This is a genomic window from Psychrobacter urativorans (assembly GCF_001298525.1).
Taxonomy (GTDB): domain Bacteria; phylum Pseudomonadota; class Gammaproteobacteria; order Pseudomonadales; family Moraxellaceae; genus Psychrobacter; species Psychrobacter urativorans_A.
Genome location: NZ_CP012678.1, coordinates 819,237 through 839,785 on the forward strand (window position 1 = coordinate 819,237; position 20,549 = coordinate 839,785).

The 20,549-nt window shown below is 42.3% G+C and carries 16 protein-coding genes, 2 tRNA genes and 3 rRNA genes; 4 read left to right on the forward strand and 17 right to left on the reverse strand.

Annotated features, from left to right (window positions below; translation table 11 throughout):
* Window positions 1–96: 96 nt before the first annotated feature.
* Window positions 97–867 (reverse strand): MBL fold metallo-hydrolase, encoded by a 771-nt coding sequence (locus AOC03_RS03430; RefSeq protein ID WP_062533612.1) that lies wholly within the window; start codon window positions 865–867, stop codon window positions 97–99.
* A 251-nt stretch (window positions 868–1,118) separates the two neighbouring features.
* A complete protein-coding gene (locus AOC03_RS03435) occupies window positions 1,119–3,206 on the reverse strand; it encodes a catalase (RefSeq protein ID WP_062533613.1) in 2,088 nt (695 codons plus the stop codon).
* A 561-nt stretch (window positions 3,207–3,767) separates the two neighbouring features.
* Here AOC03_RS03435 and AOC03_RS03440 point away from each other — a divergent pair.
* Complete coding sequence (locus tag AOC03_RS03440) at window positions 3,768–4,481, forward strand: dienelactone hydrolase family protein (RefSeq protein WP_062533614.1); 714 nt, start codon at window positions 3,768–3,770, stop codon at window positions 4,479–4,481.
* Window positions 4,482–4,587: 106 nt separating this feature from the next.
* Here AOC03_RS03440 and AOC03_RS03445 read toward each other — a convergent pair whose 3' ends face one another.
* The 13 genes from AOC03_RS03445 to AOC03_RS03505 form a co-directional block, all read right to left on the reverse strand.
* Window positions 4,588–5,238, reverse strand: coding sequence for a DUF938 domain-containing protein (locus AOC03_RS03445; protein WP_062533615.1), 651 nt, complete (start codon window positions 5,236–5,238; stop codon window positions 4,588–4,590).
* A 72-nt stretch (window positions 5,239–5,310) separates the two neighbouring features.
* Entirely contained in the window at window positions 5,311–5,775 is a 465-nt protein-coding gene (locus AOC03_RS03450; RefSeq protein WP_062533616.1) for a flavodoxin family protein, read from the reverse strand.
* Between the two features lie 52 nt (window positions 5,776–5,827).
* A complete protein-coding gene (locus AOC03_RS03455; RefSeq protein ID WP_062533617.1) occupies window positions 5,828–6,238 on the reverse strand; it encodes an OsmC family protein in 411 nt (136 codons plus the stop codon).
* A 138-nt stretch (window positions 6,239–6,376) separates the two neighbouring features.
* On the reverse strand, window positions 6,377–6,997 hold the full coding sequence (locus AOC03_RS03460) for a hypothetical protein (protein ID WP_157049280.1): 621 nt from the start codon (window positions 6,995–6,997) through the stop codon (window positions 6,377–6,379).
* 148 nt (window positions 6,998–7,145) lie between these two features.
* On the reverse strand, window positions 7,146–7,946 hold the full coding sequence (locus AOC03_RS03465) for a phospholipase D-like domain-containing protein (RefSeq protein WP_062533619.1): 801 nt from the start codon (window positions 7,944–7,946) through the stop codon (window positions 7,146–7,148).
* 225 nt (window positions 7,947–8,171) lie between these two features.
* Window positions 8,172–8,285, reverse strand: a 5S ribosomal RNA gene (gene rrf, locus AOC03_RS03470).
* 185 nt (window positions 8,286–8,470) lie between these two features.
* Window positions 8,471–11,333, reverse strand: a 23S ribosomal RNA gene (locus AOC03_RS03475).
* Window positions 11,334–11,674: 341 nt separating this feature from the next.
* A tRNA-Ala gene (locus tag AOC03_RS03480) sits at window positions 11,675–11,750 on the reverse strand.
* 8 nt (window positions 11,751–11,758) lie between these two features.
* A tRNA-Ile gene (locus AOC03_RS03485) sits at window positions 11,759–11,835 on the reverse strand.
* A 76-nt stretch (window positions 11,836–11,911) separates the two neighbouring features.
* Window positions 11,912–13,450 (reverse strand): 16S ribosomal RNA (locus AOC03_RS03490).
* Together the 16S, 23S and 5S rRNA genes with 2 tRNA genes alongside form the textbook arrangement of a ribosomal RNA operon.
* 681 nt (window positions 13,451–14,131) lie before the next feature.
* The gene (locus AOC03_RS03495; RefSeq protein ID WP_062533620.1) at window positions 14,132–14,683 is read right to left on the reverse strand and encodes a hypothetical protein; all 552 of its coding nucleotides are present in this window, start codon (window positions 14,681–14,683) and stop codon (window positions 14,132–14,134) included.
* Between the two features lie 192 nt (window positions 14,684–14,875).
* Window positions 14,876–15,787: a CDP-diacylglycerol--serine O-phosphatidyltransferase gene (gene pssA / locus AOC03_RS03500; RefSeq protein ID WP_062533621.1), complete on the reverse strand. Its 912-nt coding sequence runs from the start codon at window positions 15,785–15,787 to the stop codon at window positions 14,876–14,878.
* Window positions 15,788–15,797: 10 nt separating this feature from the next.
* Window positions 15,798–16,673 (reverse strand): 23S rRNA (adenine(2030)-N(6))-methyltransferase RlmJ, encoded by an 876-nt coding sequence (locus AOC03_RS03505; protein ID WP_062533622.1) that lies wholly within the window; start codon window positions 16,671–16,673, stop codon window positions 15,798–15,800.
* Window positions 16,674–16,795: 122 nt separating this feature from the next.
* On the opposite strand from AOC03_RS03505, the gene AOC03_RS03510 reads away from it, so the two are divergent.
* The 3 genes from AOC03_RS03510 to AOC03_RS03520 all read left to right on the forward strand — a co-directional run bounded on the left by AOC03_RS03510 (window position 16,796) and on the right by AOC03_RS03520 (window position 19,648).
* On the forward strand, window positions 16,796–17,560 hold the full coding sequence (locus AOC03_RS03510) for a 2OG-Fe(II) oxygenase (protein WP_062533623.1): 765 nt from the start codon (window positions 16,796–16,798) through the stop codon (window positions 17,558–17,560).
* A gap of 170 nt (window positions 17,561–17,730) precedes the next feature.
* Entirely contained in the window at window positions 17,731–18,882 is a 1,152-nt protein-coding gene (gene dapE / locus AOC03_RS03515; RefSeq protein WP_237182080.1) for a succinyl-diaminopimelate desuccinylase, read from the forward strand.
* A gap of 37 nt (window positions 18,883–18,919) precedes the next feature.
* The gene (locus AOC03_RS03520) at window positions 18,920–19,648 is read left to right on the forward strand and encodes a hypothetical protein (RefSeq protein ID WP_062533625.1); all 729 of its coding nucleotides are present in this window, start codon (window positions 18,920–18,922) and stop codon (window positions 19,646–19,648) included.
* A gap of 92 nt (window positions 19,649–19,740) precedes the next feature.
* On the opposite strand, the gene AOC03_RS03525 is transcribed toward AOC03_RS03520, so the two are convergent.
* Both AOC03_RS03525 and iscX read right to left on the reverse strand, forming a co-directional pair.
* Window positions 19,741–20,274: a GyrI-like domain-containing protein gene (locus AOC03_RS03525; RefSeq protein WP_062533626.1), complete on the reverse strand. Its 534-nt coding sequence runs from the start codon at window positions 20,272–20,274 to the stop codon at window positions 19,741–19,743.
* Window positions 20,275–20,339: 65 nt separating this feature from the next.
* Window positions 20,340–20,549, reverse strand: a complete 210-nt coding sequence (gene iscX / locus AOC03_RS03530) for a Fe-S cluster assembly protein IscX (protein WP_011279849.1) — start codon at window positions 20,547–20,549, stop codon at window positions 20,340–20,342.

The following is a 20,549-nucleotide window of genomic DNA, read 5'->3' on the forward strand; positions in this document are numbered from 1 at the left end:
TTGATATGATTGAGCTTTTTTTGCTTAAATTTTTTAGATAGATTTTTTAATGTATTATTATTTTCTACAGCTTCATAACTATAGCGTTCAATGAAGCTAGCCTAGCTGCGACTCTTTATTGCGCCACCATAATAGTTTATGACGAATGGTATCTTTTACGGTGCGTTGATGCTTTGGCGCTTGCTGAATCAACCTATCAAACGTCGCTGCATCAATAGCTAGCTCACGCCCGTGAGCCATCATTACATTAGAGGGCTGCAAATCTTTCACTTTTTGCAAAGATTGAATATAAGCTTTTGGGTCATAAATCGGAAATGGCGCCACAAATTTATGACGCAGTTTAATAATTAAATCAGCAGTATAGATTTGACGACTTGGACGATGAAATAAAGACAAATCACGATCGGTATGTCCTGGCGTCTCTAACACTTGCCAGTCCTCAAAGTTAGGAATAGCGTCGCCTTCTTGCACCGTCTTATTTGGCTGAAGATGCGCAGGATACCACAATCTTTTAAACGGACGACCTTGACGCTTAGCGACATAATGCGCCAGTCCCGTATCTACCAGATGCATAAGCTGACCACCGATACCGGCATACCACTGCATCGGTTTATCTGCCGATACAATTTGGCAGCCCGTTGCTTCCCTAAGCTTATGGGCGCCGCCTGCATGATCAGGATGCATATGCGTTACTATCACCACTTTCAAATCGCTAGTAGGACGCTGTAACGTGGTCTGTATATAGTTCAGTATCATTGGTACATCAGGGCGACAGCAGCCATCAAGTAGCAGTAGTTTATCGGGATATACAGCCAAATAAATACTCTGAATATAACCCTCTAAGCGTACTATTTCACATAAGCTCATAAGTCTTCCTTGATTCATATTTTGTAATTATTTTCATCTGTCATTACTAAGTAAAAGTCTACAATGTTGATTGAGTATAACCTTGTCGCTATTAGCCAAACTTACTTTATATGAACGCTGACGTTTACTAATGAATACTAACCCATCTTATTGATCTAAAATGCAAAAACTCAGCACGACGGCTGAGTTTAAGAGAAACAATTAATAAGATTGTATAATTAAAATATGTACTTAAAAACAGTTAAGCAAAACTAAGCAAGGTCACGTACTTTTGGTTCACGCTCCCACAGACGTGATTTCGCATTATCAATAAACGCATCTAAATCAGCCAATGGCGTGACAAAGCTGTCTTTTTCAATCGGTAGCTTGCTTAAGATAAACTCATCGGTCGCACCGCAATAGGCAATCGCTTTACAGTGCACATAGGCATCTGTAAACCAATCTAGAGCCGCGCTGTCTTTAGCAAGCTTCTTCGCTTGCTCTGGCATGATGATACTAACGACCGCATCAAACATCACAGACGGACCGCCTGCTACGCGCTCATCAGCTTGTATAATGGTATCATCGTCTAACTTCACCTCTTTATTCGGTGCAATGATTTTAACACTTGCGCCCTCTGCATTTGCGGCATCTTCAAACTTCTTAATTTCGCTATGCTTTGAGCCTTCTGCAACTAGTATTCCAATCATACGACCTTTTAACGTCTTAGGCGTACGACCAATCGTTTGTAATACCTCAGACGTCGCCATGTCTTGTATCGGTGCAGCTGCCTCTGCCGCTTCGGGTAATTGCATACCCAGCGCCGTTGCAACACGATTTGCCAAATCTTCATCGATATTAATCAGATGACCCAACATACGTGTACGCACATGCGCGGTATCTACTTTACCCAACTCAAAGGCATAAGCAGAAGCAATATGCGCTTGTTCAATTTTAGTTTGACTGCGATAGAACATTCGCGGCTGGCTATAATGATCCGCAAAGCTCTCAGCACGCATGCGACCTTTAACGCCATCATCTAGCGTCTCGGCAAAAGACGCAAAGCCTTTCTTCACGCTCTCACGTGGGCGCGTTGGATCGAGACTCTGTGGTTCATATAACACACGAGTTTTCGGCACGTGCATCTGCATATGACCATCTTGCTGATTATTGGCAAACGGGCATTTTGGTGCATTGATTGGAATTTGGGCAAAATTCGGTGAGCCCAAACGCGATAACTGAGTATCTAGATAACTAAATAGGCGACCTTGTAATAACGGGTCATTACTAAAATCGATACCCGGTGGCAAATGTGAGGGACAAAACGCTACTTGCTCTGTTTCGGCAAAGAAATTATCCGGATAACGATTGAGCACCATTTTACCGACAATTTTTACCGGTACCAATTCTTCTGGAATCAATTTGGTGGCATCCAAATGATCGAATGGAAATTCATTGGCTTCGTCTTCAGTAAATAACTGTACGCCAAATTCCCACTCTGGATAATCACCATTGTTGATCGATTCAAACAAATCACGGCGATGATAATCAAGATCAGCACCGGATATTTTTACCGCTTCATCCCATGTAGTCGATTGCACACCCAGCACTGGCTTCCAATGGAAACGTACAAAGGTGCTCTTGCCTTCTTTATTAATTAAGCGATAACTATGAATACCAAAGCCTTCCATCATACGCAGGCTACGCGGCAGTCCGCGATCACTCATTACCCAAATCAAATTGTGCATCGTCTCAGGGCTGAGTGAGACAAAATCCCAAAAGGTATCATGAGCAGATGCCGCTTGTGGAAAACCACGATCTGGTTCAGGTTTGACCGCATGTACAAGGTCTGGAAATTTCATCGCATCTTGAATAAAGAAAATCGGCATATTATTGCCAACGATATCCCAATTACCCTCTTCGGTATAAATTTTTACCGCAAAGCCACGCACATCTCGCGGGGTATCTTTTGAGCCTTTACTGCCTGCTACTGTAGAAAAGCGTGTGAATAATGGCGTCTGCTTACCCGTTTCACTTAAAATCTTCGCAGTGGTATATTCTTCTAGCGATTCTGTCAATTCAAAATAACCGTGTGCTGCACTACCGCGCGCATGAACGATACGCTCTGGAATACGTTCATGGTCAAAGTGATTGATTTTTTCACGTAAGACAAAGTCTTCTAACAGCGTTGGTCCACGTGCGCCAACCTTTAGCGAGTTTTGATTGTCAGAGATGACAACACCTTGCTGGGTGGTCAACGCTTTGGCGTCATCACCGGCACGCTGATGGGTTTCACCGCCATGACCTTGTTCTGTATTCATGTCTTTAGCGGGGTCAGTATGATCAATATTCTTATTCATAAAATATCCTAGCTAGCTAATGAGTAAAAATGGGCTATTACTAGACCATTCAATAAGCGCCAACACAGTTTTATATCCGTAGGAATAATAGCGACTTCAAATGTCCGTTAATTTCTGCATGGTGGCACGGTTGCGGATAAAATCGACTCAAGCAATTTTTAGATAGCAATGCTGAGACAGTAATTCTGATACCAACAATTATCTTACTCAAAAATCGCCGACAGGTATGTCATCTATATCGTTAAGCGTGTTGATATTTGGTTAAGCAAAATAGCAATGATTTCAGCTTTAAATAATTTTAAACGCTATTATTTTTAACAATATAGCGTTGTTATGTAGTTATTCTTTACGCTATTCTCTAATAGATGTCTGCTCATAAATGTTAAAAGGGTAGATTGGCTGTTAACTACGCTATTTTTCACTGACATTTTTTAACTAACATGATGAGGCTAGCTATGACATTGATATCAACATCCACTTTTACCAAACTACATAAGCGCTACGGCGAAAAGTTACTGTGCAGCGCCTCTACTGTGCAGCGCCTCTTTAGCCTTAGCGGCATTGCTGCTCAGCCAAACTGCTACTGCGATTACCACTAAAAATGTTATTTACACAGTAGACAACCAACCCTATGAGGGCTATTACGCCAAAGCGGACAAAGCGAATGCACCGTTTATCTTACTGATTCATGATTGGGATGGGCTCACCGACTATGAGCGCAAGCGTGCTGATATGTTAGCGACTGAAGGCTATAACGTGCTGGCTGCTGATATGTTTGGGCAAGGTATTCGCCCGACGACTATTGAAGAGAATAAACGCTTAACCGCAGCATTATATGACGATCGCAGCAAGATGCGCCGCTTGCTGCAAGGTGCATTGAATGCCGGTCAAGCGCAAGGCAATGATGCACGCACAGGCGTGACGATGGGCTACTGTTTTGGCGGTACGGTTGCTTTGGAGCTAGCGCGCTCAGGATTCCCGCAAAAGGCATTTGTACCCTTCCATGGTGCCTTCGATACGCCAACGAGTCAAAGCTATGATAAGACCACTGGCGAGATATTGGTGTTTCATGGCTCTGCGGATGACTCTGTCTCCCTAGAAAGTTTTGCTACTTTGGGCAAGACGCTAGAAGCGGCAAAGGTACCACATGAGATGGTTACTTATAGTGGCGCGCCTCATGCCTTTAGCGTGTTCGGCAGCGATAGATATGATGCTCGCGCTGATCAGCGCTCTTGGAAACGTTATTTAGATTTTTTAGCAGAAACCTATAAATAATTTGACTGTATGCAAAAATATTATCAGCTCTACACAAAAAGACCTCTCAATCGATCGTTATAAGATCTTGATTGAGAGGTCTTTTTTGTTCCAAAGCTTAGCTGATTTAATATTTTTGAAATACCAGTAGCTGGTTGTTAGCGGGCATCTCATACTTATTAGATAGCTTTAGATGATGCGTCTCTGCCAAAACTATTATATCCTCTAAATGGCGGATACCGCTTTTTGGATCGCGTTGCCTGAGACTGATATCAAATTGCTGATTTCTGGCACTGGTGTAATGTCTATTTTCGTTAAATGGTCCATAAACGATCAGCTTCCCATTGATAGCTAAAGCATCACCTACTAACTCAAATAATTGCTCAACCAACAACCATGAGATGATATGCAGGGTATTGGCAGTAAATACCGCATCATAAAGCTGATTACTAGCAAGACTTATCGGTAATGGATCGACTTCTAAATCAAAAGCCAGTGGCGCATATAGGCTGGGCGCAGGATAGGCAGTATGCCAAGCATTGATCGTAGAATGATGCGCTAACACGTCACTGGTCTGCCATGTTAAATAGGTCAATCTCGGTGCGAAATACACACTATGCTGCCCCGTACCTGAACCCACTTCTAATACATGAGTAGACTCTCGCAACTCTTTCTGTAAAACGTCCAAAATCGGCTGCTTATTATTTTCACACGCTTGAGAAAAAGGTATTCCAGCAGGAGCAATAGATTGGCTATTATCTGAATTATCATTAAACACTGCTAATATCCTTATATGTCTTCCTACTACAGTTGTGATATTAATAATGGCGACAAGCAAAGCGTCAAACAACTAATAAATACCCGCTTCTACCCCAGCTGCCAGCGTCATCGCCAACTCTTCGACTTGCTCAGTAAATACCTCCTGCCAATCACCTTGTAAAATCAGCGCTTCTTGAATCCATTCCCAACGCAGTCCTGTCGTAATCGTCTTGATAGCAAGCTTAGTACCCGTACCATCATGTCCTGCGCGTATATATAACGCAAATGGCATGCCCTGCTTCTTCTCTAACACCGGATAATAACAACGATCAAAAAATTCTTTAGTCATCCCTGCCATATAAGCCAAGTTCTCAGTCGTCCCTAATAGTAGCGCATCAGCTGCCAGTACATCTTCAGGCTGGGTATCTTGTGGTAACTTTAATATGACATGGATATCTAAATCAGGATGACTAGCACCATCGTAAGCCGCTTGAGCTAATTTCTCAGTATTAGGCGATGGTGCATGAGCGACGATAAGCAAGGTTTTGGTAGCCATATTAATCATCCTTATAGAAGTTACTAATTTTTGGAATTAGTAGGTCTTGGAATCAATAGCTTTTAGAATTAATAGTCACTTTTTGGATAATATCAGGATGGATACTTTTCGCAACCGGACAAGTGAGCGCAGTGTTATAAAATATTTTTTGCGTTTTCTCATCTAAAGGCTGACTAAAAGTAATCGCGACATGTACCTCACTGACTCGTCTTGGATCAGCTGCCATCACTTTGGTCACTTCAGCCGTAGTGCCTGCAATATCGATATCCATATCACGGGCTTTGATACCAATAATGGTCAGCATACAACTGGCTAAACTGGTCGCCAATAAATCAGTCGGTGAAAATGCCTCTCCTTTACCTTGATTATCAACTGGTGCATCAGTGATGATTTCATTGTTTGATTGTATGTGAATAGCGGTAGTACGTAGATCACCTTGATAAGTTACTTTTGAGGTTGTCATAGGTTTCTCTTTGATAGTTGTTATTTTTAGTTTACTTTATTTAAAAAATTCCGTATAACGCTTCGTTAAGCGAGAATCAATGATTGGGTATAATACCGAAGCGATAGTCAATTGTGAAATTTCTATTTATGCGAACTTTCAAGCATTATTTCCTTTGCTCCATAGATAAATATCAAAAACTCTTTCATGAAACCATTTACTTGAACTTATTTCATCTATGTATTGCCTGTTAGCAAACCTTTGATCTACTGCATATAAACTTAGACTAGATAATTTTTTACAAACACTTTGGATTTCTTCTGTATGATTTTTAAATTCAGCTAGCCAATTTCCATAATAACTTTGTAAATCACCATCTTTTGACTCTACTGCAATTCGAGCTTGCGAATCATATATTAATATTGGGGATTTAAATTTAAGCCAAAGAAATTTCGTAGTCAAAGATAAAACACCTCTGTTGCCATATCTACTTGAGATTTCAGTTTCAATTTCTAATATTTTTTTAACAGGATCTTTTTCAAACTGGTCAATTGATAAATTATCTATAATATCTAGAACAGGCTGGTACCGTTCTATACCAATTTTCTCATCAAAAGCAGTTGGAAGATTTCTTGCTACCCTATAAAATCCTCCTGCACTTTTCAATGCAGATAATTTTTCTTTTTGATTAGTGCCTGAAAGGGCTAAACAATAACCTCTATCATAAGATAACCATTGATTAAGATAATACATAGAACTATATTCAAATGTTTGAATCAACTTACACTCCTAAATGTATCATGCTGCATTAAGCGAACTAAAATCTCCACTCAACCAAATTAAAAAGTCTTTTTTAGATTAATTGGTCACAATACTTTTCTCTAGAACTTAAAAGCAGTAGGATTTGATATCAACACTCATACGTTTGTTAATTTTTTTGGTTATAAAGCTCAATAAACTGCCTTGAAAACTCTTCAGCTAATGTTCTGCTATCTGTAATAGTAATACTTTCGTTATTGTGTTGAGCATTACTTGTCCAATTATACGACCCATGAATAACTTTGCATAAATCTATTATACAAAATTTATTATGCATTAACTTTTTTCCCCAACGAGAGCTTGGGGAAATCTTTTTATATTCAATGCCTCTAGAGCCAAAGTCTAAGCCGTATTTATTAGTGGTGACATCATTGTTTACGATTATTCGTACATTTATCCCACTCTGATTTTTATTACGTAGTTCATTCCCAATATCTTTATCTGTAAACCATGCTACAGCGACCCATATAGTAAATTCTGCAGCCTGAATAGCTTCAATAATTTGATTCTTTATTTCCTGAAAATGTGCGGCAATCAGTATTGGGTCATCAACCCCAGAGCCAGTCACTTTAAAAATTCCTAGGTCATCCATTTCAAAAAAATAACCGTCATACTTTATTATACTACTAAGTTCAGATGCTATTTCATCAGGGTTACTAACTCTTCTCCTGTCAGGAATCGATTCAATTAATTTTTTAAACTGGGGATTACCATTTACTTCTTTCAATCGTTCATAAGTATACTCGTTTCTCGACCATGCATTTGGAAGACCTCCACTAGAATATTCATCAGATAACCCAAAAGCATTGAAAAACTTAATTAGTTCTGGTCCTGACATGTAAGCAGTTGGAGCACCATCGCCTGTAATGTAAGACTTGATTGCATTTAAGGTAAGATCTGAAACCTTCAATTCCGTATATCCTCCAAACTATAGCTTAATAATACTTGAAAACTCACTATCCTATAGACTTAGTACTAATATCACAATCAATAGTATAAAAAGAAAAAATATCATTCAATCACATTTATAGACAACGTTATAGGTAAAAAATATTGAATATCAAATAAGCCCAAACCGCAGCCAAAAGAAAACCCCCCTCTGCTTTCGCAGAGGGGGGTTTAACTTTGAATGGAGAGCTGACGATGACCTACTCTCACATGGGCGAACCACACTACCATTGGCGCGACGATGTTTCACTTCTGAGTTCGGGAAGGGATCAGGTGGTGCCATCGTGCTATGGTCGTCAGCAAAGGGGTTAGATATGAGTCTGTTATTATTGTTTTGACGTCAAGATATTATCTATTGGTCGACCAACTTGTAACCTAACTGAATCAAGGTTAAAGGTGATATCGAAATATATATATATTCTATAAGCTTACGCTTATACAAGATAGATTAATTAGAGCGGTTCATACAAACCACTTGGGTGTTGTATGGTCAAGCCAAACGAGCAATTAGTACAGGTTAGCTACATGCATCGCTGCACTTCCACACCCTGCCTATCAACGTCGTAGTCTTCAACGGCTCTTTAGGGAAATCTAATCTTGAGGTGGGCTTCCCGCTTAGATGCTTTCAGCGGTTATCCCATCCGAACGTAGCTACCGGGCAATGCCACTGGCGTGACAACCCGAACACCAGAGGTTCGTCCACTCTGGTCCTCTCGTACTAGGAGCAGATCCTCTCAAATTTCCAACGCCCACGGTAGATAGGGACCGAACTGTCTCACGACGTTCTAAACCCAGCTCGCGTACCTCTTTAAATGGCGAACAGCCATACCCTTAGGACCTGCTTCAGCCCTAGGATGAGATGAGCCGACATCGAGGTGCCAAACACCGCCGTCGATATGAACTCTTGGGCGGTATCAGCCTGTTATCCCCAGAGTACCTTTTATCCGTTGAGCGATGGCCCTTCCATACAGAACCACCGGATCACTAAGACCTACTTTCGTACCTGCTCGACTTGTGGGTCTCGCAGTTAAGCGCGCTTTTGCCTTTATACTCTATGAACGATTTCCGACCGTTCTGAGCGCACCTTCGTACTCCTCCGTTACTCTTTAGGAGGAGACCGCCCCAGTCAAACTACCCACCATACATTGTCCTCGGTATTGTTATACCTGAGTTAGAACCCCGACATGACCAGGGTGGTATTTCAAGATTGGCTCCACCGAGACTAGCGTCTCGGCTTCAAAGCCTCCCACCTATCCTGCACAAGTCAGGTCAAAGTTCAATGTAAAGCTGTAGTAAAGGTTCACGGGGTCTTTCCGTCTAGCCGCGGGTACACAGCATCTTCACTGCGATTTCGATTTCACTGAGTCTCTGCTGGAGACAGCGCTGCCATCATTATGCCATTCGTGCAGGTCAGAACTTACCTGACAAGGAATTTCGCTACCTTAGGACCGTTATAGTTACGGCCGCCGTTTACTGGGGCTTCGATCAAGAGCTTCGCTTACGCTAACCCCATCAATTAACCTTCCAGCACCGGGCAGGCATCACACCCTATACGTCCACTTTCGTGTTTGCAGAGTGCTGTGTTTTTAATAAACAGTTGCAGCAGCCTGGTATCTGCGACTGTCGAAAGCTCAAGGAGCAAGTCCTATCACCATCAACAGCGTACCTTCTCCCGAAGTTACGGTACCATTTTGCCTAGTTCCTTCAGCAGAGTTCTCTCAAGCGCCTTGGTATTCTCTACCTGATCACCTGTGTCGGTTTAGGGTACGATTCGTTTATAGCTATTGCTTAGAAGCTTTTCCTGGAAGCATGGTATTTGCCACTTCGCTGTACAAGTACAGCTTGCTATCAGATCTCAGCCATATTACAGTCCGGATTTGCCTAAACTGTAAGCCTACATCCTTTCACCTGGACAACCAACGCCAGGCTGACATAACCTTCTCCGTCCCTCCATCGCACTATAAACAAGTATTGGAATATTAACCAATTTCCCATCGACTACGCCTTTCGGCCTCGCCTTAGGGGTCGACTCACCCAGCCCCGATTAACGTTGGACTGGAACCCTTGATCTTCCGGCGTGCGAGCTTTTCACTCGCATTATCGTTACTCACGTCAGCATTCGCTCTTGTGATACCTCCAGCATGCCTTACGACACACCTTCACAGGCTTACACAACGCTCCCCTACCACTTGAAAACAAGTTTCAAATCCGCAGCTTCGGCTCCTAGTTTGAGCCCCGTTACATCTTCCGCGCAGGCCGACTCGACTAGTGAGCTATTACGCTTTCTTTAAAGGATGGCTGCTTCTAAGCCAACCTCCTAGCTGTCTATGCCTTCCCACCTCGTTTCCCACTTAACTAGGAATTTGGGGCCTTAGCTGGCGGTCTGGGTTGTTTCCCTCTCCACGACGGACGTTAGCACCCGCCGTGTGTCTCCCGGATATTACTCATCGGTATTCGGAGTTTGCATCGGTTTGGTAAGTCGGTATGACCCCCTAGCCGAAACAGTGCTCTACCCCCAATGGTATTCGTCCGAGGCGCTACCTAAATAGCTTTCGGGGAGAACCAGCTATCACCGAGTTTGATTAGCCTTTCACCCCTATCCACAAGTCATCCCCTGGCTTTTCAACGACAGTGGGTTCGGTCCTCCGGTGCCTGTTACGGCACTTTCAACCTGCTCATGGATAGATCACTCGGTTTCGGGTCTATACCCTGCAACTAGACGCCCTATTAAGACTCGGTTTCCCTACGGCTCCCCTAAACGGTTAACCTTGCTACAGAATATAAGTCGCTGACCCATTATACAAAAGGTACGCAGTCACCCCAATAAATTGAGGCTCCTACTGCTTGTACGCACACGGTTTCAGGTTCTATTTCACTCCCCTCACAGGGGTTCTTTTCGCCTTTCCCTCACGGTACTGGTTCACTATCGGTCAGTCAGGAGTATTTAGCCTTGGAGGATGGTCCCCCCATCTTCAGACAGGATTTCTCGTGTCCCGCCCTACTTAATATGTTAACGCTAATGTTTCGAATACAGGACTATCACCTACTACGGTCAGCTTTCCCACGCTGTTCTTCTACATTAGCATTAATCGGCTTCTCCCCGTTCGCTCGCCGCTACTTGGGGAATCTCATTTGATGTCTTTTCCTAAGGGTACTGAGATGTTTCACTTCCCCTCGTTCGCTTCTTGTACAAGTACAAGATACCTACCTTATGGTAAGTGGGTTTCCCCATTCAGAAATCTCCGGATCACAGGATATTGCCGCCTCCCCGAAGCTTATCGCAGGCTGTCACGTCTTTCATCGCCTCTGACTGCCAAGGCATCCACCATGTGCGCTTCATTACTTGACCATACAACCCCAAGTAGTCTTAACCTATAAATAGATTTTGACTTCAAAGTGTCATACGCTCTAATTATGATAACGATATCACCTAATTTATACGCTTGATTCAGTTCTCTTTACTTTTTTGATAATCAATTCCTGGGATAACAACTGATGTCGTTAAGGAATTGATTATCAAGGTTAGAAACAACACGTGAACATGTTGTTCTAACCCAGACTCATATCTATGTTTTTAAATAGTTTCTATGCTCTCATCGAGTCACAGATTCTGTGTAAAACAGAAGTAAATAATCAATAACGATCACTTAATTCTGTTTATTTATTAGCATCTAAAGCTTGTCTATTAAGTGGTGGAGCCAAACGGAGTCGAACCGTTGACCTCCTGCGTGCAAGGCAGGCGCTCTACCAACTGAGCTATGGCCCCATATAAAATGGTGGGTCTAAGTGGACTTGAACCACTGACCCCCGCGTTATCAACACGGTGCTCTAACCAGCTGAGCTACAGACCCAATTACGCTTGCAATAAACGTAAGCTTAAACTAAAGAACAACTTGTTGTGAATTCTTGCTGACCGAATGCCATCTATAAGGAGGTGATCCAGCCGCAGGTTCCCCTACGGCTACCTTGTTACGACTTCACCCCAGTCATCAACCACACCGTGGTGAACGCCTTCCCGAAGGTTAAGCTATCCACTTCTGGTGCAATCAACTCCCATGGTGTGACGGGCGGTGTGTACAAGGCCCGGGAACGTATTCACCGCGGCATTCTGATCCGCGATTACTAGCGATTCCTACTTCATGGAGTCGAGTTGCAGACTCCAATCCGGACTACGATAGGCTTTTTGAGATTCGCATCACATCGCTGTGTAGCTGCCCTCTGTACCTACCATTGTAGCACGTGTGTAGCCCTGGTCGTAAGGGCCATGATGACTTGACGTCGTCCCCGCCTTCCTCCAGTTTGTCACTGGCAGTATCCTTAGAGTTCCCGGCTTAACCCGCTGGTAACTAAGGACAAGGGTTGCGCTCGTTGCGGGACTTAACCCAACATCTCACGACACGAGCTGACGACAGCCATGCAGCACCTGTATTCTAATTCCCGAAGGCACTCCCGCATCTCTGCAGGATTCTAGATATGTCAAGACCAGGTAAGGTTCTTCGCGTTGCATCGAATTAAACCACATGCTCCACCGCTTGTGCGGGCCCCCGTCAATTCATTTGAGTTTTAACCTTGCGGCCGTACTCCCCAGGCGGTCTACTTATTGCGTTAGCTGCGTCACTAAGTCCTCAAGGGACCCAACGACTAGTAGACATCGTTTACGGCGTGGACTACCAGGGTATCTAATCCTGTTTGCTACCCACGCTTTCGAGCCTCAGTGTCAGTATTATGCCAGAAGGCTGCCTTCGCCATCGGTATTCCTCCAGATCTCTACGCATTTCACCGCTACACCTGGAATTCTACCTTCCTCTCACATACTCTAGCTCAACAGTATCAGATGCAGTTCCCAGGTTAAGCCCGGGGATTTCACATCTGACTTATCGAGCCACCTACGCTCCCTTTACGCCCAGTAATTCCGATTAACGCTTGCACCCTCTGTATTACCGCGGCTGCTGGCACAGAGTTAGCCGGTGCTTATTCTGCAGCTAATGTCATCGTCCGTGGGTATTAACCACGGAGTCTTCTTCACTGCTTAAAGTGCTTTACAACCAAAAGGCCTTCTTCACACACGCGGCATGGCTGGATCAGGGTTGCCCCCATTGTCCAATATTCCCCACTGCTGCCTCCCGTAGGAGTCCGGGCCGTGTCTCAGTCCCGGTGTGGCTGATCATCCTCTCAGACCAGCTACAGATCGTCGCCATGGTAGGCCTTTACCCCACCATCTAGCTAATCCGACTTAGGCTCATCTAATAGCGAGAGCAACAAGTTGCCCCCTTTCTCCCGTAGGTCGTATGCGGTATTAATTCGAGTTTCCCCGAGCTATCCCCCACTACTAGGTAGATTCCTAAGTATTACTCACCCGTCCGCCGCTCGTCAGCAAGAAGCAAGCTTCTCCTGTTACCGCTCGACTTGCATGTGTTAAGCCTGCCGCCAGCGTTCAATCTGAGCCATGATCAAACTCTTCAGTTTAATCTTGCTATGAAGCTCTTTAAAGAAGCTTCTAAACTTGGCTCATCTAATCTGGCAATTACGCTCTCGTATGTTTCATTTAAATGAATTAACTTTGAGTTTTCTTGCTGTCTTAAATGATAATTTTTATAGTTAGTCACTCACCCCGAAAAGAGGTCAGTCCCAACTTTAATTTTTAGCATTCTGAATCAGCAAAAATCCACACAAGTTGTTCTTTAGTTATGCTTTTAAATAGTGTCTCTACTGTCGTCCAGTAGATGATGTTCTTTGCTATTCAATCAAAGCGATTAGCTTATCTCGTTTAGCGAGCTGACTATCATATCATGATTTATATGTTTGTCAAGCCTTGGTTCTAATTCGTTTCAACTTAAGTCGTTAGGTTGTAAGTTTGTTAACTCACTGCCTAGCTTCCTTTGCTGTGGGGCGTATTATATAGATTTTGGGAAGGGTGTCAAGGAATTATATACACTAATTTTAGCCTTAGCTGACAACATAACTAATACTACATACTTATCAATATGTTAGGGGTGAAAATAATCTTAAATTATTATCAGAAGCTCTTTATTCATTATTAAATATGTCCAGTAGATATAATAATACTATTATTGTCAATAATTTGAGCCTATAGGCTGATGTTACAATTATCGTATTAATCTATTATAAACTCTTCGCATAACTGCTCTAAGGGCAAAGGTTTTTAGTCCATTTACCTGAGTTCTTACCACGCGCACATTGATATTGTACGCCGTACTGTACCCAATGCCATTCTGGATTAGTCTGCTGATTTTTTAGCTGAAAGCTAATACGATAACGTTCTGCTCTAACACTATCGTCCATCAAATTTGAACGAGTAACGACAACTACTGCAGTTTTAGGCTGTGATTTAGATGGAAATATAAAACTTTGCGCCAAATCGTAATCAGCATCTATCTCATTAGTATTGCTATTAATTAAAGCTAACTTTTCAAGCGCACAAGTCAGCAGTCCTTTTTCAACTGGACAGGGAGCTGATGAATAGGTCGCGGCACGACCATTAACGCTGATAAATTTAAAATTAGCTGGATTTGCCGCTTCAGTACGCGATATTGGACTTGATGAATTAGTATTGCTTGCATGAGTAGATACTGAAGTGAATGACAATAATAGTAAAGCGCTAGCTAATGAACTTTTCAACAAGTCTGTGGGTACTCTTGATCTAGGATATAAGCGTTTAAAACTATTTAATTGCAACATAATAACCTCGGCTTTTATTATCAAATAGATTTATTTGGAATAACTTTTATCCTTAAGCATAACCCTTACAGAAAATGATTGATATCCCTTGCTTCCCATAAAAAATAGCAGCCAATCTGAGGACTGGCTGCTATTTTTTTTATTTATACTATTAATGTAGTAAATATCTTATCGAAAATTTTTAATCAGCTTTTATAGTTTAGCCTTTAGAGTCGTTACGATACCGGATAATGCATAAATAATACCAATCGCTAATATACCGACAGGTATATCGTATAACACGATACTCATCACTAATACACCAACAATAAGAACCACAAACGGCACTTTCTTTTTATCAAATTCTTTAAAGCTATAATACTTGACGTTACTAACCATTAGTAAACCACAAATGACCACCCAAGCGGCAAATAAAGTCATCACTAACGAATCATATTGCCCTATCCACTGATTATGATCGATAGCAACCATGACAGCTGCGGTGACCAAAATCGCAGCAAGCGGACTGGCTAAACCGACAAAATACTTTTTATCGACGGTACCGACCTGTACGTTAAAGCGTGCTAAACGAAACGCTCCGCAAGCGGTAAAGACAAACGCGCAACCAATACCAATACGACCTAATGGCTCTAAAGCAAAACTATAAATGAGAATGGCTGGCGCAACACCAAAGGCTAACATATCTGCTAAGGAGTCATACTGCTCGCCAAAGGGGCTTTGCGCATTAAGCATCCTTGCCACTCGACCATCTGCACCATCCAAAATGGCGGATAAGAAAATCGCTAAAGACGCTTGATAAAACTTACCATCAGTACTGGCCAAAACTGAGTAAAAACCAGATAGCAGCGATAAAGTAGTAATCAGATTAGGGGCTAAATAAACCCCACGACTTACTACGCGCTTGCCTTCGGCAACTTCTGCTTCAATCACCTCAAAAGTAAGACCATCATAGTCATCATTATCCGCTAAATGAATATTAAACTCATGCTCGTCAACGAAAGGTGGCTGTGTCGCCGCGCTATCCTGTAACAGTCCATTATGTAATAAGCTATCATTTGGATTATTGCTATGTAGTTGCTTTTTTGGTGATTGCTCAGTTGTCATAGCTGTGTCCTTATTCGCCAACCAACCAGCGCACATTAGTCGCGCTATCTGGCGTTAAGTCTGGCGCATCAGCCACTTTAAAGATAGGTTGTAAGAAACGTACTATCTCGCGTGCATGGTTATCAAACTGCCATGGTGGATTAATAATCAGCATTCCTGTGCCATTAAGACCAACAGCGATATCATTCGGATAAATATTCAGCTCACAGACTAACTGACGGCGCATTTCTGTACGCTTCAGCTTTTTATAAAACAGCTCTACCGCTTCAATATTTTTAATCGGGAACCATAAGGCGTACGTGCCTTGTGGCCATTTATTATATGAGGCGACTAATAAGTTAATCAGACGAGTAAAGTCTTTATGTTCTTGCTCATACGGAGGATCAAGAAAAATAAGACCACGTTTCTCTTTTGGTGGAATGACCGCAGCAATACCTTCGAATGAATTGCGATGATGAATACCGATTGGTAATTTATGCAATTGATAGTTGAGAGCATCATATTCGCTGGCTTTGGCTTCAAACGCTTCACCACGTACGCCGCCATTAGGATTTTTTTCAACATGATGGGCAATCCACCACGGTGAACCCGGATATACTTTTTTATCATAAGTAAAGCGGGCTTGCTTGATACCTTCCACATAATCTTTAACAGCAGCAGGCGCTTTTTCGGTGTCGGCATGCATTAAAGCTTGAATCCCACCTTTGGATTCACCTGTCTTACGCGCTTCTTCACTGGCAAGCGAATACAGTCCACGACCGCCATAAGCGTCAAGCACATAAAAAGGTTTATTTTTTTGGCTTAATTGATTAAGCAGTTGTACCAATAAAATGTGTTTAACCACATCAGCAAAGTTACCGGCGTGATAAGCGTGTTTATAATTCATAAGTTCAAAAGTTTAAATAAGAAAAATTGCATCTATGGTAGCATAGGATGGGTAAAAGATAACGAAGGTTTTGGTAAATAGACGTTGATTGACAGCCGTTTGATAAAGGTAATATAGATATAATGAAAAAAATAGCAGCAATTACCAATAATCTTGATCTGACGAACTTGCCCATTAATAATCCTATAGGCGCAAATAATCCGCCTTTACTGAATCCTCATGCTGATAAAGTCGCTATTGATATTCCGACTCAACATGAGCTACAGCTCGTAGATTTTGCGGTCAATTGGGGCGATAGGCTGACTAATACGCAACTTGATAAGCTCGTTCATGAAGGTTGGATTGTTATTGATGATGTATTTGAGATTAAAGCTTTATTAGCCTTACAAGCGGAAAGCGGTTTTATTGACTATCGTGACGCGCAGCTCACTGATGGTATTCGGGTAACTGACATTCGCGGCGATAAGATTCGTTGGATTACCAAAGACATTTTTGCGGGATTTTATTACTTAGATAGCATCAATCAACTGGCGGCAGTGCTGAACCGCGCTTTGTTCGCAGGTATACGCCATAGCGAGGCGCATTATGCCTGCTATCCTGTCGGCTTTGGCTATCAGTGGCATAGTGACAATCCAGTTGGGCGTGATGAGCGCGTTATTTCAGCGGTTTTTTATCTGAATGATGACTGGTTAGCAGATGACGGCGGGGCGCTAGAAGTGGTTGATAATCACGGTGAGCATCATAACGTCATGCCAGCTGCAAATCGCTTGATCATATTTGACAGCAACTTAAAGCATCAAGTGCAAATCGCCCATCGTCAACGCTACTCTATCGCGACATGGATGCGCCGAGATGGTTTGGTGCCTTTTGTTGAATCTGCCAATTAGTCATCATTAAAGTAAGAGTACATATTTATTTGCAACATCAACTGTACCTAATAAATTTTACCTTAAGCTTTTAAAAAAGGTTCATTATGTCTGATTCTAATAAAAAAATAGCCGCTACTATCGAAACCGTAACGCATCAACAAGCGACTTTAGATTTGAGCATTGCCTTAATGCAACGCCCTTCGGTTACGCCTGATGATGATGGCTGCCAAGATATTTTGGCAGAGCGTTTGAGGAATTCTGGCTTTAACTGCGAGTTTATGTATTACGGTGATAGACAGGTAAAAGGCGAACACGCTGAAGTCAAAAATTTATGGGCGCGGCGCGGTACGACAAATCCGGTGATTTGCTTTGCAGGTCATACTGATGTGGTGCCAACAGGCGATGAGAAGAATTGGACGTATCCACCATTTACTCCAACCATCGCGAATGGTTATCTATGGGGACGCGGCGCGGCGGATATGAAAACAGGTATTGCTGCATTTACGGTGGCGGCTGAGCGCTTCGTGGCGAATCATCCGGAGCATAATGGCTCGATTGCATTCTTGATCACCTCAGATGAAGAAGGACCATCTATCAATGGCACGGTTAAGGTCATTGAAGCGCTAGAAGCACGCCAAGAAAAAATTACTTATTGTCTCGTTGGTGAGCCATCAAGTACCGATACGCTGGGCGATATCATCAAAAACGGTCGCCGTGGCTCATTAGGCGCGGTATTAACCGTCACTGGGAAACAAGGTCATGTTGCTTATCCGCATTTGGCATGTAATCCCATTCATGCCGCCATGCAAGCACTTGCTGAATTAACGGCAGCGACTTGGGATAATGGTAATGACTACTTCCCAGCAACCTCGTTGCAAATCTCCAATATTAATAGTGGTACAGGCGCAACCAATGTGATTCCTGAAACGCTAGAAGTGGTATTTAACTTTCGCTTTTCTACCGAAACGACTGAAGATGAGCTAAAAGCCAAAACTCATGCGATATTTGATAAATATTTTGAAGATAGCCACTTTGAAGACACTAAAGCCACATATAACATTGATTGGAAATTATCTGGTCAGCCATTTTTAACACCCGAAGGTAAATTGGTATCGGCATGCCAGCAGGCGATTAAAGCAGTGACGGGTACTGAGACCACATTATCAACCTCTGGCGGTACATCAGATGGACGCTTTATTGCTCCAACAGGCGCGCAAGTGGTTGAGCTTGGCGTGCGTAATGCAACGATTCACCAGGTTGATGAAAAGATTGAGGTTGATGATTTGGGACGCTTGGCAAAGATTTATGAAGGAATACTTGAGAATCTATTGTTGGATTAAAAGCATAGCTAAATTAATACTATAGGGATCAGAAATTGTGAAAATTAATAAACTTTATCAGTTCTTTATATTTGCCAGCTTAGGTTTAGGTATCAGTAGCTGCACCAATGTTAGAGAAATAAATTCTGATGTCGCAGACTCTAAAGTAGTAATAAAATCATACGACGGTAGTCTTGCTAGCGCTCAAGAAGAGCCACATGCTGTTACCCAAGTCTTTAAATCAAAAGACCATATAGATTGGTCTAAACCTAAGGATAGCAAAAAGGTAGATGAAATAAAACGTATTGTCAAAAGTTACGGTGGCGAATTGCAAGGGCTTGCTTATTCAGATAAAGGAATTATAGAGACAGCTGACATTTATATTTTAAATGCTAATATATCAACAGTTAAGCGCGTACAACTGAAAGAAACCTTGTCAGAATTAATAGGCAATCCTATAGTAGTGAATATTCAAAACAGTAGATTAACTAATGAGATGGGAAGATTAGAAATCTTACAGCCATCAGTAGCTAACCAAAATCAAATGCCACGTTTTTCTATTGATAATGACGAACAAGTTAATGAAGTAGCGCGAATTGTAGAAATACATGGCGCTAAATTGCAATCTCTTGGTTACTCAGGCGATTCAGAACTTAACCTTTCAATTAGCTATTATCCAAAAAAACTCACTATTTCTGAGTTTGAGAACTTAGAGGCAGATTTAGAAGTCCTGACTGGTCTGAAAGTCACAGTGTTTAAAAAGAGCGTAATTATTAAGCCGCTTTAATCTACCTTCACACATAATCGTTCAATTGGTGGGTTATGCTGCGCTAACCCACCCTACAGCCACTTAAAAGATTGCGTCACAGACTGGCGACTCTACTCAATACCAATATACAATTCAACTTGACCATATTCCAAATTACCCTCAACGTAACGCTCAAAATCAACATTATAAGTTCGGGTATGCTCACAGCTTGGGTCATTAAAATATTCCCATGCTTTCTCCCACGCATTCATCACCGTATTCGGCATGTTACCGTATTCAGCAAATACCATGTAATTTCCTGCAGGGATGCTGACTGTCACTAAATTGCTCGCATTTTTATTTTTACTGGTCTTGACCGTACTTGCCGTATCGTCATTGCCTGACTGTGCTTGCTCATCTGGCTGACTGTCTACTTTCCAACTGGCAACCACATCAAAAGCGCCGACATCATCACTTTCATAGTTATGATAAACGCCATAGATATCCTTACCCTTTTCAAGTTGGCTCACATGATTTTGATAAAACTTTTGCCACAACTTGCCTATTTTTGCCGTTTCATGGCTGATTTCAGCAATATTAGTGGTACGAATGCTGATGCCTGTGCACGTTTGGTCTTCGGTTAGCGCTTGAATGGGTGCCGTCATGAGTCGGTCTGTCCTATATTTATTTAAGGTAATGTTCATTATTTAAAAAGGATATAAATATTGTGTTAATCCGCTTCGTCAATCCAATTCATCTGAATGGCTTCTAAAATACCTTCATTAGAACGCTGTGGATCATCATCAAAGCCTTCAAGCTCTGTCACCCAGCGATGCAAATCGGTAAAGCGAATATATTGTGGGTCAGTCTCAGGGAATTTTTCATACAGCTCAATCGCGATGTCTAAACTGTCCGTCCATTTTAATTTTTGCGGGGTCAT

Excerpts from the sequence above, each read along its gene's own strand:
- AOC03_RS03430 (WP_062533612.1), bottom strand. The coding sequence starts at position 867 with ATGAGCTTATGTGAAATAGTACGCTTAGAGGGTTATATTCAGAGTATT.
- AOC03_RS03435 (WP_062533613.1), bottom strand. The coding sequence starts at position 3,206 with ATGAATAAGAATATTGATCATACTGACCCCGCTAAAGACATGAATACA.
- AOC03_RS03450 (WP_062533616.1), bottom strand. The coding sequence starts at position 5,775 with ATGGCTACCAAAACCTTGCTTATCGTCGCTCATGCACCATCGCCTAAT.
- AOC03_RS03455 (WP_062533617.1), bottom strand. The coding sequence starts at position 6,238 with ATGACAACCTCAAAAGTAACTTATCAAGGTGATCTACGTACTACCGCT.
- AOC03_RS03495 (WP_062533620.1), bottom strand. The coding sequence starts at position 14,683 with ATGTTGCAATTAAATAGTTTTAAACGCTTATATCCTAGATCAAGAGTA.
- pssA (WP_062533621.1), bottom strand. The coding sequence starts at position 15,787 with ATGACAACTGAGCAATCACCAAAAAAGCAACTACATAGCAATAATCCA.
- AOC03_RS03505 (WP_062533622.1), bottom strand. The coding sequence starts at position 16,673 with ATGAATTATAAACACGCTTATCACGCCGGTAACTTTGCTGATGTGGTT.
- AOC03_RS03510 (WP_062533623.1), top strand. The coding sequence starts at position 16,796 with ATGAAAAAAATAGCAGCAATTACCAATAATCTTGATCTGACGAACTTG.
- dapE (WP_237182080.1), top strand. The coding sequence starts at position 17,731 with ATGCAACGCCCTTCGGTTACGCCTGATGATGATGGCTGCCAAGATATT.
- AOC03_RS03525 (WP_062533626.1), bottom strand. The coding sequence starts at position 20,274 with ATGACGGCACCCATTCAAGCGCTAACCGAAGACCAAACGTGCACAGGC.
- iscX (WP_011279849.1), bottom strand. The coding sequence starts at position 20,549 with ATGACCCCGCAAAAATTAAAATGGACGGACAGTTTAGACATCGCGATT.